Here is a 16,246-nt window from a genome sequence, read left to right as displayed (position 1 = left end):
GAGGGTTGTTGCGACGCGTATCAGCCCAGAAAAGGCGGCGGACTCGCTTCCACCGGGGGCGCTGGCAACCACTTCAGATCCTGGAAGCCGCGAGTGATATAGCCCCCCTTTTCCCACGCCGATCCCGGGTAGCCGAACGTGGCAAACGCCATTTCGTTGTCGTAGAGCGAGGTCACGCACTGGCCTCGAACCGTGTTGAAGAAGGGCTTGCCTTCCATGGACTTGACCGCTGCCAGGCGCCTCTTTGCGCTGGCCTTGATGAAACTGCCGCCAGCCAGCTTATCGAGCGCGGCAATACCTTCGTGCAACTGCGTGGCCGCCTGGGCGTCCTGAGCGGCTTTTGCATCCAGGTCTTTCACGAGCAGTGCATAAACGGCGTCGGGCAGCTTGGCGTGGGGAAACAGTACACGCCCCATCTGCAGCAGCGTGTCGCCCTCGGCCTTGCTCAGCGTCTTGAGCTCGACAGCCCACACCGTAGACGGCGCCAGCAACGCCAGCGGGCTGCCGATGGCCAACGTGCCCACAAGCACGCCGGTACCTTTGAGCATGCTTCTACGTGTCAGCGTCAGTTCCTTCTTCGAAGCTGCCGCGCCCGGTTCTTGATCATGTGAAATGGGAATGACTTTCACAGGCGTAACCTCCAGAATGTTCAGCGCTTGTCGCCATGCGGCGGACTGACGCGCGTTTTCACAATGTCACCACGAACAGCAAGACAGCTCGCTAAACTCATTGATCGGGGCAGCCGGCCAAAATCCACGCAGCCAGAATCCTGGCATCCGCATCGGACAACTGGGCCTGAGGCGGCATGGCAATCTCACCCCATTTTCCTGCCCCGCCAGACTTGATGCGCGCACCGAGGACAACGGGATTCCCGCCTTTGTATTTGGCCGCCACGTCTTTGTAGGCAGGCCCGACCACGCGTGATTCGACCGCGTGGCAACCAAGGCATGCATTCTGCGAGAGCAGCGCCTTGGCCCGGCCAACATCCAGTGCAGCATGCGACGCGCTCGCCGCCAAAAGAGCAGCACCAATCAATGCGCTGCGGAACAGGACGCGCAGGGTCTGCATGTGCGCGTACCCACTTGACTTGGGCGGGATATTCAAGGGTGTCGTCTCCATCATGGATCTGGCTCCTCTCTGATGAAGGAGTTGATGGGACTATAGGAGCAAGCATGAGGGCACGGGTCACATCCCGTTATTCACAGGGGAAACCCTTGTGAAGCAATTGAGTCGGAATGACGCAAACGTGCGCGCCGTATGGGCTAGCAGGGCCTGAACGAGAGTTCGAACTTGCGCTGCTGTTGTGTCTCAACGCACGCGATGACCGTTCCACCTCGGGCAACGCATCGACAGGCATTGATTGAATCGAGCGACCATGGGGTCAAAACTCCATCAGGTCCTTGGCAACGACCACTTGTCCGGAGCTGGGGCCCGTGTCGCCGGTGAAGACAATGACGTGATCGGGGGTCTGGAAACGGTAAGCATAGGATTCATGCTTGCCGTAGTACGGGCTGCCCTCCGGGTTTCGAAGCTGTCGCGCGCCGCCGCGGCTTCGCGCACGCCGCGGCGGAGCTTCACCTCACGGCATCCGCCATCAGCCACCAGGTGGCGCGGCTGGAAGTGCAACTCGGCGTGCGTCCATTCGAGCGAAGCGCGCATGGCGTGCGATTGAGCGTTGCAGGTGTTGGCATCAGCTTACGGAATGTGGAGACCCGGCCCACGGTCTTCGAAGAACCAAAAAAGAGCCCGTGGAGCGTTATTCCACGGGCTTTTTCTCTTCTTCTCCGAACCGACTTGCACCCCCTCGGAGTGCATCCTGGCGGAGCGCTGTGTCAGCGGCTGGTTTGTCTCACCCTGCTCGCTGCGAACAGGGAAATTGGCAGGGAATTCGGCACTTTCCCTCCCTCTGATCCACTTGTACCCCAGGCTCTGCGCGGGCTGGCCGGATTTGCTGGGCACAACGACCGACTCGGAACAGGGAATAACAGGGAATCCTCCACCTCGAATGCACCCGGTCGAGCCCCCGCGACCAACTCCGCAGCCGGACCCACCAAGAGCCACAAGGGCCTCAAGTCGACGCAGGCCAAGGCACCCTCCTCCGCTCGCCGCAGCATCGTTAAGCCTCCGCCCAGTCCGGCTGTAAGCGATGCGGTGGGGTCCACCACCAAGCAAGCCCAACGGATCAGCCCGCTCAAACAGGCGTCCGACGCAAGCCCCGCTGATCCGCTGATCGTTGATCAGTCTTGGTCCATCGTGATTGGAAGGCTAACGCTCCTGCCCTCGACAAGAAGCGCGGCTTCCAGTGCAACGACACCTCACGCTGCACCAATTCTTTCAATTCACTGAGTAGTCACAATTGGCACATAGACTTTTCGCGCAACTGTGGGTCGTCACGCCAAAGCGATTGCATTCTCAATTCCAAAGCTTTGCGCATCTAACCGAAATCGTGGATCAACTTGAACTGGGGGTAGAACATGAAGATGAAGAGTTTGCTGGTTGCAATGTCTGCTGCGGCACTACTTACTGCATGCGGCGGTGGTGATGACACACCGGCAACGTCTGCAACGGCCGCAACGCCCGCGCAAATTCCCAACACTGCGACGGCTGCCGGATATTCCTTGTCGGTGTTTGCAAAGGCGCCGTCCTCAACCGCGAAACCCGACTCGATTGTTCAATACAACAACACCGTCTTCATCGGCTATCAAATGGCGGGCGATGTCAAAGACGGCTCCGTGCCGAGCCTGACCAACACAGTGGTCCAGTACGATTTGAGTGGCAATGTCCTGAAGAGCTATACGGTTCCTGGACATATCGACGGCTTGCTGGCACGTACGGACACAAATACGTTGTGGGCCATGTCGAACGAAGACGCCAACCCCAAGCTGACCATCATCAACCTCGCAACCGGAGCGCAAAAGACGTATCAGGCAACGGTTAATCCGACCGCGCACGGCGGTGGGTTCGATGACATGCAATTGTTGAACGGTGTTGTGTACGCCAGCGCCTCCAACCCAACAACGCCCGGCACGGCCGCACCCACGGTCGTCTCGCTGTCGCTGAATGCAAACGGCACGACGTTCGACGTCACGCCGGTCCTTGCCGGTAATGCCCAAGCCACCGACATCACGCCTTCCGTTGGCGGCGCAACCAATCCAAACTTCAACAAGCCCGTCACGCTTGCCCTGACCGACCCCGACTCAGAAACGATCGACGCTTCCGGCAATCTGGTACTCGACAGCCAGGCGGACGGAAAGCTCGTGTTCATCAGCAACCCCGGCCCGAGCCAAACGGTGAGCGTGCTAACACTGACGCTCTTCAACGACAAGGACGGCCCGGTCACTCCGGTCGATGACACCCGCTGGGTACCAGCTGCCGGGCCGACGGGCAAGACGTTCATGCTTTTTACCGATGCTAGCAACACGACCTACCGGGTAGACGCCTCGTTCAAGCAAGGCGACGCGTACAGCGCTGGGCAGGGCCAAGTCATGCAGTTGGACACCAAGACCGGCCATCTGACGCCGGTTGTGACCAGCGTCGGCAACGCATCCGCCCTGCAAGATCCGCATGGCATTCTGTTTGTTGCGCAGTAACGCCCCACGCCGCCCCGTTGCTCGTGTTTCGACAAACGGGGCGTGATCGCCAGGCTGCGGCCCAGGATCACTGAGAAAGCGCACGCCGGCCCAGACCTCGGATGCCCTCAGGCAGCACGTGCCATTGCCCATCGATTGGGCCTACCCAACGCCAGTTGCTCGGGTTCTGTTTGCGTCTTCACGCATGACTCCGTCCGTTTCTTCCGGTTTAGTTCAGTCGAACTTAATGACACTAACGTCACGACTGATACTATTGTCACTATAGATACTTCAATCTATAATTGCCTGCGAACAGGCACTTGAAACTATCTGGTCGGTCCGGGGGGGGGGCGGGTTTCCAGCGATGCGGAAGCCGCTCGGCGATTTAGGACGCTTTGCGGACCAGCGGTCGCGTGGGTATGTCTTTCAGACAGGCGTGGGCGATGGTGTTCAGGTGCGGCACGTGTAGCCGTCCCCTACATGTCAGGCGGCATGACGTAGACGGTGGCAAAGCTCTCTTGCCGTTGGGGAAGCCGGCAGGAGAACGCGGGGAAAGGTAATCAAGCGAATAGCCGATGAACACGCTCCAGGACAGGAACCCCGGTTCAGGTCCGCCCGTTTCATGCGTTCACCCCGTTTGGCCGACTTCTCTTTGACCGGCCAAGCTTGCGGGCGTTATTAACACCTCCCTTTGCAAACTTTCGTTGATCGCCTAGATTGAAATTCGAATCCTCTGGGGAGGGATGATTCCGGCTGCAGGAAACTGTAGGAGTGTTACCTGTTGCGGTGCTCCGCCGTCTTGGCGTAAAAAATGACTAACGGAGCCGATGCATCGTCGCTGGTCGTTTTCGTGTTCTTGTGCAGTGCGATGCTGTGGCTGCTGGTGGCTTCCCTGGCAGGGCTCACCGCATCGCTCAAGCTGCATCTTCCTGATGCGCTAGCCTCTCAGGCGTGGCTATCATTCGGGCGCATCCGCACCATCCACTTGAATGCCGTGGCGTATGGCTGGGCGCCAATGGCTGGCCTCGGTATTACACAGTTTGTCTTGCCCCGCGTGCTCAAGACTCCGTTGGTGGGTGGAACGTTCGCGGTCTTGGGTGCACTGTTGTGGAATGCGGGCGTCGTTGCCGGACTGGGTAGCATCGCTGCCGGCTTGTCCGATGGGCTCGAATGGTTGGAGATTCCATGGCAGATCGGCATTCTGTTTGCCGTGGGGGGCGCCTTGGTCGGCATCCCCCTGGTGCTGACACTGCTGGCAACCCGGGTCAGCCATCTCTATGTCTCCGTCTGGTACATGGGGTGCGCGCTCTTCTGGTTCCCTGTGCTGTACCTGGTGGCCAAGGTGCCCTACGTTCATTTCGGGGTCGAGCAGGCGACCATGAACTGGTGGTTTGGGCATAGCGTGCTGGGGTTGTTCTATACGCCGCTTGCCTTGGCGTCCATCTACTACTTCCTGCCCAAGATCATCGGAAAACCAATTCAATCGTACGGTCTGTCCTTGCTCGGGTTTTGGACGCTGGCGTTCCTGTATGGGCAAGTTGGCGGCCACCATTTTGTGGGCGGCCCCGTCCCCGGTTGGCTGATCACGCTGTCCATCGTGCAGAGCATGATGATGCTGATTCCGGTGATCGCGTTCTCGGTCAACCTGCATCAGACGATGCGGGGGAATTTCAAGGCGCTGCTGTACTCGCCGACGCTGCGCTTCGTGACCTTTGGCGGGATGATGTACACGCTGAGCTCGATCCAGGGCTCGTTCGAGGCGCTGCGCAGCGTCAATGTCATCACGCACTTTACGCATTACACCGTCGGTCACGCGCACCTGGGGCTTTACGCATTCGTGAGCTTTGTCTTCTTCGGCTCAATCTACTTCATCGTTCCGCGTGTTACGCAGCGTGAGTGGCCTTACCCGAACCTGATCACAGCACATTTCTGGCTGGCAGCCATCGGCATCGGCATCTACTTCGTCTCCTTGACCATCGCGGGCCTGCTTCAGGGATTGGCCATGCTGGATGCGTCACGGCCGTTCATCGATTCTGTTGTGCTGACGGTGCCGTACCTAGAGGCTCGCTCTGTGGGGGGCGGCTTGATGGTGCTCGGGCACCTGCTGTTCATCATTCACTTTGCGTGCGTCATCCTTGGGCTGGGCCCGAATCGGGATAAGCCGGCGATGTTCGCTCTCGCTGGTGCGACCAAATCGGGAGCCAGCTCATGAGAAGCGTCACCTTCCTGATCGCTTCGGGGATGTTCATGCTGGCGCTGGCGACCAGTGCATTGGTGGTGCTACCTTTTTTGCAGCTGCATGAACTGAAGCCTCTCCCGGGACTCAAGCCGTACACCGCAGCAGAACTGCGTGGGCGTCAGGTCTATATCAGCAACGGCTGCATCTACTGCCATTCGCAGCAACCTCGGGATGCCGCTTTTGCACCCGACGCCAAGCGTGGCTGGGGTCGGGCGTCGGTGGCGGCAGACTACTACTACGATCACCCGCATCTGCTCGGCACGATGCGCACGGGCCCCGATCTTTTCAACATCGGCGCACGCCAGCCCAGCGCGGACTGGCACCTCGGACACCTGTACCAGCCGCGGGCCTACGTCGCGCAGAGCATCATGCCGAGCTACCCATATCTGTTCGACGTGAAAGACGCAGCTGACCAAGGAGACCGCGTAGTGACGCTGCCTCCGGGCGCAGCCCCGGCCGGCAAGGTTGTCGTCGCGACACCCGATGCGCTTGATCTTGTCGCGTACCTGAAGTCGCTCGACCATACGTATGCAGCAATTGCCGCGCCGGGTGGTGAAGCCAGCAAGGCTGCCAAGCCTGTCGCTGCCAACTAGCCCGGCGGAGCCACGACAATGCTGAACGACAAGTCCGCCCCCCGGCCAACCCCGCAAGAGGAGCGGGAGCATGCCGAGCCCGGTGAATCCCAGACTCCCATTCCCCTGGGCATCAAGCTGCTGGTTGCGGCGCTTGTTGTGTGGGGAATCTATTACATCGCGAATTCCCCGATCAACGTCCCTGCCAGTCTTGGGGACAGCCGGACCGTGGCCGATCTTGAAAAAGGGAAAGCGGGTGGCGGCGGCGCTACTGACGGCGCGGCGCTGTTCGCTTCACGCTGCGCGGCCTGCCATCAGGCGACGGGGCAAGGCTTGCCCGGGGTGTTCCCCCCGTTGGCCGGCTCGGAATGGGTGCAAGGGCGCCCCGAGACCGTGGCGGCCATTGTGTTGCACGGCATCACTGGCCCGCTGACCGTCAAGGGCGCCAAGTTCAATGGCGCGATGCCCTCGTTCAGCGACCAGCTCAGCGACGCCGAGATTGCGGCCGTGTTGGGTTATGTGAGGAGCCAGTGGGGCAACGCTGCGCCACCCATCCTCGCGCAAGCGGTCACCCAGGTGCGCGATGCGACCAAAGAAAAAACCGCTCCTTATAACGGAGACGACGAACTGGGCAAGCTCAAGTGGTAAATGGAAAAGACGAATGATCAGGCTGCGCGTGCCCGGCTCTGCCGATCACTGAGTGCCGCTTAGTCAGGCAGGCATGGCGAGTGCCCGCTGATGAATTGGGTAGCTCGCCAGCCAAGAAAGCCCGAGGGAATCTACACGCATGACTTTTTCGTACCTGGGCGCAGATGAGGGATGGCGCATGCAAGCGATCCACGAAAGCCCGGGCAGTACACGGCGGCCGTTGATTGGTCGGGATTCTTGCAGTTCGGCAGGCAAATGAACATAGGGAATGCGTGATTCGCGAGAGGCACATGCCGGAAGGCGCCAGCAAGGCCCGGTGTCGAAGGCGCCCGGCCTCTGGGCGGCCGGGGCTGGCTGCCTGGTACTGAGCATCGCCTTCGTCATCGCACTGTATTGCTTGACGGCAGGTTTCAAGGTCTGGACCTTGGATGACCGCCGCAGCATGATGTCTGCGGACCGAAGTCTGATTGCACCACCCGTGGAGCTTCGCGATGAACGCGGCCGCAGTTTTGTGCCGTGGACCCCAACGTCCCGAGACGAGCATGTCTATCTGGTGGATTTCATCTACACGCGGTGCACCACAGTATGCGCGGCGCTGGGTTCGGAGTTCTTTCAACTCCAGCAACGTGTGAAGACGGGAGCGCTGGCGGGCCGCGTCGAGCTCCTGTCGGTTTCCATTGATCCCGCTCATGACGATGCGCGAAGCCTAGGCGCATATGGCAACCAGCAACATGCCGACCCAGCAATCTGGCGCATCGGCGCTCCGCTGACCACGGAATCAAAGGAAGCGCTATTGCGTTCGCTCGATGTGGTTGCCATTCCCGACGGGCTCGGCGGATACGTGCACAACGGCGAGATTCATCTCATCGACGCGCGTGGTGTCGTCCTCGGTCTTTACGATTACAGCGCGTTCGATGCCGCGTTGACGGCGGCTCAGCAGGTGCTGCGATGAAGCTCGCCGCCCGGTATTCCGCAACGCAGTTCTCTCTCCACCGCACATGGGTCGAGTGGTGCGCCGTCTTCCTGCCTGCCGTGTTATTGCTGGCGCCGATCCGCAACGCCGTCGAATCGTCCATGGCATTGCAGATGCTTGCTGAGTTTCCTTTCGTAATGGCATCGGGATTTGCGGCGTCACGCATGGTTTCGCGACGCATTGGCGATGGCCGCGCCTTTGAAGCAATCATGCACATGGGGCTGGTGCCTCTGCTCGGTGCAACTTTGTGCCTCATGTTCTGGATGGTGCCACTGGGACTCGATCTGGCCCGGCTTGATGCCGGCATCGATGCTGCCAAACTGGCATCGCTGTTTATTGCGGGCGGCGCTCTGCAGCACGGGCTGCGGCGCGCGCCTGGCGGGGGGCTGGTTTTCTTTGCTGGAAACCTGATCTGGATGCTCGCCACGGTGGGCTTGCTGTTTCATGACACACCGACCCGTCTGTGCGCCAGTTATCTGATGGACGATCAACGCCTCACCGGAATCGGCTTAGTGGCGTACGCCATCGCGGTTGCCATTGGAATCGTCCTGCACCTGCGACGATTGCCTGGATTCGGATTTTCCTTCCTTGCGCAGGATCGGGATACTGACGAGCAATAGTGTCGAAGAGACTCAGTGACGCAGCGGTGTTAATTTGCACGGAATCCAGACCCAGGATTTGCGTGCGCTCATAGAACGGCTGATCAGATGGAATAGTAATGCCCCGCCAGCGATGGCGGACGCAAAATGAACGAAACTAACCCGAACGAACGATCCGAATGAACATCCTTGGTCGCTGCATTGCAATTGCCATAGCTACTTTTGCCTGTGCAATTGCCGGGGGCTATGTACACAAGCTGCTCCCCGCCGAAATCAGTCTTTCAGTGGATGTAATCAGATCGGTTTCCGGTTTGATTGGCACTCTTTTTGCCATTGTTTTAGGCCTCCTTGTATCCTCCTCCTACACCACCTTCAACAGCCATCAGGCCGACTTTAATTCACTGATCAATTCAGTCGCCAATATCGACCTCTTACTGAAGCAATTTCCTGATGTGTCTGATAAGCCAAGGCTTATGCTGCGGCAGATGGTTGTTCGCTTGCTGCGACGATACTGGCCCCGTGAGAGCAAGAAGCATGGCGGAGAGGTCAGCTACAGCCATCTGTCCGAAGATGTCGAGACGGTACTGGAGATCAACAGGCTCTCCGAGGCGTTCAGAAATATTACTCGTGACGATCTAAACTCAATCCGGCAATTCTCCAGCAACTTCATTTCCATTCAATCCAATATTGTCAGGAGCCTTTCTAGCCAAGTTCCGACGTTGCTTCTTGTCATTGTTTTTGGATGGGCCTGTTTGCTGTTCTTTCTTTATGGAAGCCTCAGCAGCGGCAGTGTGCTCGCGTTGTTTTTTCTGCTATTGGGTGCCATCGCCATCGCGAGCGCCAATTTTCTGATACTGGAATTGACCCATCCGTACCAAGGCATATTCAAGGTGTCTAGCGCGCCATTCGATTTGCTGCTGGAATCCATGATCGAAGAGAAGGATTCGTCGGGCCCACAGTCATAGCTGATTGCTGGCGGAAATCAGATTCTGCAGGGCAGCAACGAAGCGCTCTGTTTGCGCGAGGCCGTTGCCGATGCGCTGCCGAACATCCCACACATCCTTCTCGGCATGGGGCCTGCCTCCGTATCAGCAGCAAACGCCCATGGCGCGCGCTCTAGGGTTGCTCCCCGCTACCCAGACTGCAGTACGGCGCTCTTTGGTCTTGGCCGTCGATCTGGTTCGCCACGCCCGGCGTCGCCGGCGAGTCTGATTCGCCCTTGCTTGTGCCGCAGAGGCCGGAACGGCAGCGAACCGACGCCACCATACTGGTACTGCTGAGGGGATTCACTACCACACTGGTACAGCGCAGGTGTGGACGATCCAGGGCTGCTGGAAGTATCGCGAGTACCCCGACCAGCCGCAGACGGCGGGCTCCTACCTGTACGAGCCCGGCGGCTCGGTGCATACCTTCTACACCCCCGAAGACAACACCGAAGACACCTTCACTATCGCCTGGATCGAAGGCGCGCAAGTCAGTTTCAACGAGGACGGCACGTTCCACTCGCTCAATGACGCGGTCTCGATCCGATACGCGATCGAGGCCCTCGCGGCGGCACGCGGGATCGGCCCGGTGCCGTACGTCCGCGGCAATGGCGCCGACGTGGTCGGGTCCTGACCAAGACGACCTCATCGGCCCAGGGATTGGCGCCCGTTGGCTTTATCCACGACGGCTCGTCCGGGGCGATCAAGACGCCGTAAGCCCCGGCGGGCATTCCTGGCACCTGACATTGTGCGGGCCATGTTAGACGGTGCCCAACCGCCAAGCCTGGCCTCGGATACGCTCAAATAGAGCGTCCCGTTGCCCATCGATTGGGCTGCCCGGCGCGCGCTGCTGGGATTCGCTTCGGCTTAACAACCCCGATATTGGGGTGTCCAAACCACCTAACGGTACCGCCGTACTGTCGCGCTGAGAATGGCGCCCTCAAACCCCTAAAAACTTGGGCCATCTGTACCGCCGAGAACGCGTAAACGACAAAGCCCCGCCAAGGGCGGGGCTTTGTTCGAACCAGGCCCCGTTTGACGGGGGCGCTGGACTTGCTGGCGGAGAGGGTCCTTTTTGAACCCCTCGCATACTGCCTAGCGCAAGGGTCAGGCGGCCAGCCTGTTCCTCGGTTTCGCGGCGCTAAGCAGCGAGCGAAAAACCTTCTTCACATTCTCGTAAATGCCTGCGCGTTTGGCTTCTTCGCACGCAACCGCGCACAGCGCTTCAGCGGCGCTGACCCCTGCTTCCTTGGCAAGTATTAAGGCTGCTGTGTAGTTCGGCAGTGTTTGGCCTTTGGCGTATCGGTCGAGGCTGGGCTGGGGGATGCCCATCTCTTTTGCGGCTTTGTTGACCTTTCGGTCGTGCAAGGCCCTGTCAATCAGTTCCGAATATTCCATAGAAAACTCCAATTGGTGAATTTACTCACCGGTGAGTATATTTTGCACTGTACTCACGCCTGAGTAATTCATTCGTGAGTGCAAGTTAACCATACACCAATTTGCTCATACGTCGGAGCCATCATGTCGAACACTCAAAAGCTGACCATCATCGCCATCAACAGCCGTAACGGCGTCTCGGCCAAGACTGGCCGTCCCTACTCGATGCATGAAGCGCAATGCATCCTGACCGAAGAAGTGGTTGATGCGAACGGCGCCACTGCCGCGCAAGTCAAGGTTGGCCGTGTGAACGTCGCCGACGAACTCAAGGACACCACGCCCGGCGATTATCTGGCCGACTACAAGCTGTTTGTCTCGCGTGATGGTGAATTGGTTGCACGCATCGTCGGCCTGAAAGCTCTGAACATGCGGCCCGCTGCCAATGCACAGAAGGCGCAAGCCGCTGCATCGTGATCATGCTGCATGACGCAAAGCCTGCGGAGGGGATGACCCTTCGTGGGCTTTTTTCGGTTTACGGGGTGCGTGATGAAACGGCTGCTGTGCTGCGCTCTGTTCGTGTGGTGCCTTGGTTTCGTGGCTGGCATCACGGCGTGGATGCACTCCGACTATTTCCGTGCCGTCGTTTGGTACTTCCTGAATAGGTGGGGTTCCTGATGCTGAATTTTCTGCTCGGTTATCTGGTTGGGTCTGCGTCGTCGCAACCCGCTGTTCCTGCTATGCCGATGTCGCCTGAGGAAGCAGTTGGGTGGGCATTGGTGATGTTCGTCGTGGTGATGTTGTTGCTGAGTGTTTTTGTGCGTGGTCTGAAGCGGGGGCTGTGATGGTCGATCCGCATGACAACAAAACGATGGAGATAAACGTGATGGCTGATGGCATTTCTGTAGAGCGTCTTAAAGGGGTCATGCAGGACCCGGCGAATTCGTCGACGCGATTCGTATTTAACGACTATGCGCAGGGCGCCCTGCTGTCGTTGCTGTCGTTGTTGATGAATGACCCTGCGAGCCCGCTTGTGCGGGTGGCTACTTACCTCCATGGCGAGGTGTGGGCGCAGTCGACGATCGAGGTTCATGCCGATGCGCGGCAGGCATTTATCGACAACTACGTCGACGTGAGTGACCGCGAGTCCGGTCAGATCGGTTGACGCCATGGATGACTGGAAGCGCGTTGCGTGGCTGCTCGTCGGCATCGTGATTGGCGCTGGCTGGGCATATGCCGCGTCTTGGCATTGGCTCCATGACGTTGATGTGCGTGACGAAATGGAGCGTGCAACAGCGCAGGTTTCGTATCGATAAGGGGCTGCTGTGGGGCTTTCGGATTGGTTCTCGGGGTTGTTCGATGACGGCGAGTCTGGTCAAGAGCAGCACTTGCTCGCGGCGGATGAGTTGCAGGGCAAACGCGAGCGTGCAATTCGTAAGCGTGATGCGGCACGTGATGAGGAAGACCGTGCGCATGAGCGGGAGATGGCTGCGCGAGATCGTGAGTATGCGGCCACGCTGAAGGCGTCTCTTGTCGCGGATCGGCTGGTTGTAGTGATGGACCGTCTGTGGGCTGCGGAGAAAAACGGCGAGATCGATCCGGGGGCAAAGCTGGCGAACTGGGACGACGAAGCTGAAGAGCTAGCGCACATATCGCACGGTCTCGAAATGCTGCATCAGCGGTTCGACGAAGAGCGTGAAGAGGCTGAGTTAGATGCCCAGTCGTGGCTGCGCAAATACGCGATGGCGCATGCCCGTGGTGACGATCTGCAAGACCAAATCGACAAGCTGTCTGAGCAGTACGACCAAGCGATAGAAGCCGCAGGGCTTTAGGGAGAAACGTATGAGCTATGACGGCTTCATGGTGCTAGCGGTGGGTTTCGTCGCGGTCTGCTTTTGCCTCGGCTTCATTGCGGGGAATACGCGATGAGCTACAGCGCGTCGGACCTAGCTACGTATGCGGGCTTCTGCATGTTGTTCTTTTTTTCGGGTTGGCTTGTCGGGTCGTTGTTTCGGCTTGGTCGCAAGTTGCTCGATCTTTTTTGACCGGTTGATGGGCCAAGCCGGGCAATTTCTCAACCGGCCCATTTTTGGAGGTGAATCATGAAGGTGAATCTGGAAGGTGCGAAGCAGAAGCTGCTGCTGGCATCGGTTGCCGTGGCTGGCATGGTCGGTGCGGTCGGCGCTCAAGCGCAAACCACGTTCGATTTTCCGACCGCGATGCAACCCGTGTTCGACAGCACCACGTCGAACGCCACGGCGCTTGGCACCAAGGCCATCGCTGCGGCTGTCATCGTGTGGGGCATCTACATTGGCTTCCGCATCGGCCGCAAGCTGGTCAACAAGGTGGCGTGATGTTCCGGCCCGCGAAGCTAGCTCCCCTGGCCCTCGCGGGCCTTTTGTTTTTGAGCGCATGCGGCACGCGGCTTGATCCCATGTATGAGGTGTTCTATGCCTGTCACTCGTATGAAAGTCCTTGCTTCCGCTGAACGTGGGCGGCATGTGTTGGTTGATCTGCTGATTGCGCCCGTCGTCGTTGCGGTTGCGCTGGTGATGTCCGTGCTTGTGCCTGTTCGGGCGTACGCGCAAACCAACATGACGTTGCAGCAGCTTGTGCCGAATTTGATTCGGAATATTTCGCAGACCGTTACAGCGTCGCCGAGTGGGTTGACGGTATTGCAGGCTGGTGAAGTCGATATCGGTGTTGGCGCGATGAATACTGGTAACGGCATCATCGGTCGGGTAATGATCAATGAGGGTCGCGGTGTGGCGATGGCCAGCATTGCGAGTCGGGCCGTAGGTTTGGTGACGCCTATAGCATTGACGTTGCTCGCCGCGGATTTGATTTCGTATGGCATTAAGCAGTGCCAAACGAGTCCTAATGGATGGTGTAAGCCGGGCGTTGCGAACCCTGCTTCTACGGACACTGGCTTCAACGGGTTCCAGTGGACCGCGGATGGCACGAATTTGTTTGATAGCCCGCAGGCCGCTTGTCAGGCCTGGGCGAATAACGCGTTTGGGAACAATACCGCTGGCACAACAGCGACGTTTAGTTCTGTCAAGTATTACTCGCCGACGTCAGGCGGGTGCGTGTTTGTCATTAAGCAAGATGGGCAAGTTAGCAACCCGTCTTGGAACGGTGTTGGGGTGCAGTCGAACGGTAGGTGTGTGAAGAACTATGTTGCATCTGGTTCGCAATGTGTCGTTGACCCTAATGCGAATGTTCAGCCGCAGCCGGTGCAATACCCGGAGTTAGCGAGTAACTTGGCGAACGTGATGAGCGGCAATCCGAACCGGGCTAAAGACTATTGGGGGATCATGCCGCCCGATCAATGGTATGCGGCCTTGGGAGATGCATCTACGCAGGCGTTGCCTGCGCAGATTTTGAGTCCTGCGAATGGGCAGGTGGTTGGGCCTAAGACGACAACCACTACGTCGGCTGGTACGACCACAAGTCAGCAGACGGTGACGGTTTCGCCAAATACGGATACGGGTACGCTTGCCGAGCATCCGGTGACTGTGACTGTGACAACGACGACAACCAACCCGGACGGGACGACGACGACAACAACGACTACGCAGAGTCCGACGGCTGGGGGTACCGGCGGAGGTGGCAATCCCCAGCCGCAGCCGGCGTCGTCTCCTACGCCGTGTGGCCTCGGTACGAGCGGTAGCCCGAAGTGTTTGATAGACGAAACCGGAACGCCGTCGAAAGCGGATGCTGGGACTGCGATGGCGCAGCCGTCGACCGATTTGCAGACAGCTGAGCAGACAGCAGAGGCGCAGCTACAGAACGTCAACAACAGTAGGTCGTGGACGTTGACCATGCCTCATATCTTGCCGGGTGGATCGTGTCAGCCTATCGAGTGGTTTTCGTGGGGTAGCTGGCGTGGCACGTGGGATGTCTGCACGCAGCTTCAATATGTGCATGACCTGCTTGCTTGGTTGTGGCCGGTGCTCTCGGCGGTCTATGTCTGGAATAAGGCGGCCGGCGCGAATGCCGGTGCAGTTTAAGGGGGCGGTATGCCATTGCTCGCATCGTTGATGGTGTCTTTGTTTGGCTCGATGGCCGGCTTCTTTGCGAAGTGGTTCACGCAGAAGGTTGCGTTCGCAATGGCAGCTGTTGCTGCGTTCGGTACGCTGACGACTGGGATGCTTGCTGCGCAGGCGTTGGTGTTGAATGGGTTGATCGGCGCGATGCCGGCGTATCTCGCGGTGCCTCTCGGTGATGCGATGTGGTTGCTAGCTGCGGACAGCTTGAACGCCGCGCTCGATGTTGCGTTTGCAGCTGATGCAGCGATCTTTCTGTATCGCTGGGGCGTTGGCAATATCAAGATTATGGCGGCGGCTTGAAATGCCTATCTACATCATCACGGGGCGGCTCGGTTCTGGCAAAAGTCTTGCAACGGTCGGCCGCATTCGCGACTTGCTGGCAGAGGGCCGGCCTGTTGCGACGAATCTCGATTTGAATCTCGAGAAGCTGTGCGGGCCGAAGGCGAAGACGCCGCGTGTTGTGCGTCTGCCTGATAAGCCGACGGTTGCACATCTGGATAGCTTAGGGCGCGGCAATGAGAGTTACGACGAAACGAAGAATGGCGGCATCTTTCTCGATGAAGTCTCGCAGCTGCTGAACGCTCGTAACTGGCAGGACAAGCGACAGCAGGACGTGATCGACTGGCTGGTGCACAGCCGTAAGAGAGGCTGGGATGTGTATTTCATCTGCCAGCACATCAGCCAAGTTGACCGTCAGGTTCGCGATGCGTTGGTCGAGTACCTCGTTGAGTGCCGTCGTTTTGATCGCCTGAAAATCCCTTTCCTGTCCGGCTTGATCGATACGTTCACGCTCGGCAAGGTCAAGCTGAAGCTCCCGAAACTGCATGTCGCAAAGGTGCTGTACGGCACTGAGTTCAACGCGATGGTGGCTGACCGCTGGTGGTACAAGGGCGGGGATTTGTACCCGGCATATGACACCCGGCAGGTGTTCAAGGAAGACGCATCGCAGGCACCGTACAGCTACCTTCCCGGCTGGTACACGCATGGCCGGCTGCAGCCGCAGAAGGTGCGCGGCATAGAGGCGAAGCTGAACGAGCGCCGGAAAATTCTCAAGCTGCGTGAGGCGGGGATCATCACTCCAGAGCAGTGGCGTGAGTGGTCGAACTTTATTTCGCGTTGCCCATCATGGTGAGGGTTGTATGAGGTACTTGGTAGCTGTGATCGCGATACTTGGTGGGCAGGCTTCCTTTCTTTGGGCGATCTTCGGCGGTACGAATTTTCGTGTTGAGAGTTGGCC

At 58.7% G+C, this 16,246-nt stretch carries 20 protein-coding genes and 1 pseudogene; 18 read left to right on the top strand and 3 right to left on the bottom strand.

Annotated elements, in window-relative coordinates; translation table 11 throughout:
- Positions 1-20: 20 nt before the first annotated feature.
- Complete coding sequence (locus AAHM38_RS16505; RefSeq protein ID WP_012762501.1) at positions 21-629, bottom strand: twin-arginine translocation signal domain-containing protein; 609 nt, start codon at positions 627-629, stop codon at positions 21-23.
- 97 nt (positions 630-726) lie between these two features.
- Entirely contained in the window at positions 727-1,122 is a 396-nt protein-coding gene (locus AAHM38_RS16500) for a c-type cytochrome (protein WP_012762502.1), read from the bottom strand.
- Positions 1,123-1,488: 366 nt separating this feature from the next.
- Between AAHM38_RS16500 and AAHM38_RS16495 the strand changes: the two are divergent.
- The 9 genes and pseudogenes from AAHM38_RS16495 to AAHM38_RS16455 form a co-directional block, all read left to right on the top strand.
- A pseudogene (locus AAHM38_RS16495) lies at positions 1,489-1,683 on the top strand (helix-turn-helix domain-containing protein); the annotation flags it as partial.
- A gap of 791 nt (positions 1,684-2,474) precedes the next feature.
- Positions 2,475-3,590 (top strand): hypothetical protein, encoded by a 1,116-nt coding sequence (locus AAHM38_RS16490; RefSeq protein WP_037028305.1) that lies wholly within the window; start codon positions 2,475-2,477, stop codon positions 3,588-3,590.
- 790 nt (positions 3,591-4,380) lie between these two features.
- Positions 4,381-5,781 carry a cbb3-type cytochrome c oxidase subunit I gene (locus AAHM38_RS16485; RefSeq protein WP_116575403.1) on the top strand — a complete coding sequence of 467 codons (1,401 nt, stop codon included), beginning with the start codon at positions 4,381-4,383 and terminating at the stop codon, positions 5,779-5,781.
- Positions 5,778-6,401 (top strand): cbb3-type cytochrome c oxidase subunit II, encoded by a 624-nt coding sequence (locus AAHM38_RS16480; RefSeq protein WP_116575404.1) that lies wholly within the window; start codon positions 5,778-5,780, stop codon positions 6,399-6,401. Before AAHM38_RS16485 ends, AAHM38_RS16480 begins: the two co-directional genes overlap by 4 nt.
- Before the next feature lie 18 nt (positions 6,402-6,419).
- Positions 6,420-7,028: a c-type cytochrome gene (locus AAHM38_RS16475; RefSeq protein ID WP_037028293.1), complete on the top strand. Its 609-nt coding sequence runs from the start codon at positions 6,420-6,422 to the stop codon at positions 7,026-7,028.
- 268 nt (positions 7,029-7,296) lie between these two features.
- Entirely contained in the window at positions 7,297-7,980 is a 684-nt protein-coding gene (locus AAHM38_RS16470; RefSeq protein WP_012762507.1) for an SCO family protein, read from the top strand.
- Positions 7,977-8,621 carry a hypothetical protein gene (locus tag AAHM38_RS16465; RefSeq protein WP_012762508.1) on the top strand — a complete coding sequence of 215 codons (645 nt, stop codon included), beginning with the start codon at positions 7,977-7,979 and terminating at the stop codon, positions 8,619-8,621. The genes AAHM38_RS16470 and AAHM38_RS16465 overlap by 4 nt, the downstream gene beginning before the upstream one ends.
- 158 nt (positions 8,622-8,779) lie before the next feature.
- On the top strand, positions 8,780-9,565 hold the full coding sequence (locus AAHM38_RS16460) for a bestrophin-like domain (RefSeq protein WP_012762509.1): 786 nt from the start codon (positions 8,780-8,782) through the stop codon (positions 9,563-9,565).
- Positions 9,566-9,911: 346 nt separating this feature from the next.
- Positions 9,912-10,217 (top strand): hypothetical protein, encoded by a 306-nt coding sequence (locus AAHM38_RS16455; RefSeq protein WP_012762510.1) that lies wholly within the window; start codon positions 9,912-9,914, stop codon positions 10,215-10,217.
- A gap of 473 nt (positions 10,218-10,690) precedes the next feature.
- Here the strand turns inward: AAHM38_RS16455 and AAHM38_RS16450 are convergent, their stop codons facing one another.
- Complete coding sequence (locus AAHM38_RS16450; RefSeq protein ID WP_342234304.1) at positions 10,691-10,981, bottom strand: hypothetical protein; 291 nt, start codon at positions 10,979-10,981, stop codon at positions 10,691-10,693.
- Between the two features lie 123 nt (positions 10,982-11,104).
- Between AAHM38_RS16450 and AAHM38_RS16445 the strand changes: the two genes are divergently transcribed.
- The 9 genes from AAHM38_RS16445 (at position 11,105) to AAHM38_RS16405 (ending at position 16,141) form a co-directional block, all read left to right on the top strand.
- The gene (locus AAHM38_RS16445) at positions 11,105-11,434 is read left to right on the top strand and encodes a hypothetical protein (RefSeq protein ID WP_342234303.1); all 330 of its coding nucleotides are present in this window, start codon (positions 11,105-11,107) and stop codon (positions 11,432-11,434) included.
- Positions 11,435-11,634: 200 nt separating this feature from the next.
- The gene (locus AAHM38_RS16440) at positions 11,635-11,802 is read left to right on the top strand and encodes a hypothetical protein (RefSeq protein ID WP_012762513.1); all 168 of its coding nucleotides are present in this window, start codon (positions 11,635-11,637) and stop codon (positions 11,800-11,802) included.
- Positions 11,802-12,122 carry a hypothetical protein gene (locus AAHM38_RS16435; protein WP_012762514.1) on the top strand — a complete coding sequence of 107 codons (321 nt, stop codon included), beginning with the start codon at positions 11,802-11,804 and terminating at the stop codon, positions 12,120-12,122. Before AAHM38_RS16440 ends, AAHM38_RS16435 begins: the two co-directional genes overlap by 1 nt.
- A 4-nt stretch (positions 12,123-12,126) precedes the next feature.
- Entirely contained in the window at positions 12,127-12,273 is a 147-nt protein-coding gene (locus AAHM38_RS16430) for a hypothetical protein (protein ID WP_157039885.1), read from the top strand.
- A gap of 9 nt (positions 12,274-12,282) precedes the next feature.
- Complete coding sequence (locus tag AAHM38_RS16425) at positions 12,283-12,789, top strand: hypothetical protein (protein ID WP_103519424.1); 507 nt, start codon at positions 12,283-12,285, stop codon at positions 12,787-12,789.
- A 270-nt stretch (positions 12,790-13,059) separates the two neighbouring features.
- A complete protein-coding gene (locus AAHM38_RS16420) occupies positions 13,060-13,311 on the top strand; it encodes a hypothetical protein (RefSeq protein WP_012762516.1) in 252 nt (83 codons plus the stop codon).
- A 111-nt stretch (positions 13,312-13,422) separates the two neighbouring features.
- Positions 13,423-14,970, top strand: coding sequence for a hypothetical protein (locus AAHM38_RS16415; protein ID WP_342234302.1), 1,548 nt, complete (start codon positions 13,423-13,425; stop codon positions 14,968-14,970).
- Between the two features lie 9 nt (positions 14,971-14,979).
- Positions 14,980-15,309 carry a DUF5455 family protein gene (locus AAHM38_RS16410; protein WP_342234301.1) on the top strand — a complete coding sequence of 110 codons (330 nt, stop codon included), beginning with the start codon at positions 14,980-14,982 and terminating at the stop codon, positions 15,307-15,309.
- A gap of 1 nt (position 15,310) precedes the next feature.
- Positions 15,311-16,141 carry a zonular occludens toxin domain-containing protein gene (locus AAHM38_RS16405; RefSeq protein WP_342234300.1) on the top strand — a complete coding sequence of 277 codons (831 nt, stop codon included), beginning with the start codon at positions 15,311-15,313 and terminating at the stop codon, positions 16,139-16,141.
- The last annotated feature ends 105 nt before the right edge of the window (positions 16,142-16,246 follow it).

It is taken from the genome of Ralstonia sp. OTU4908 (genome assembly GCF_038440115.1).
GTDB lineage: Bacteria > Pseudomonadota > Gammaproteobacteria > Burkholderiales > Burkholderiaceae > Ralstonia > Ralstonia pickettii.
This window is presented reverse-complemented; position numbering and strand designations above follow the sequence as displayed.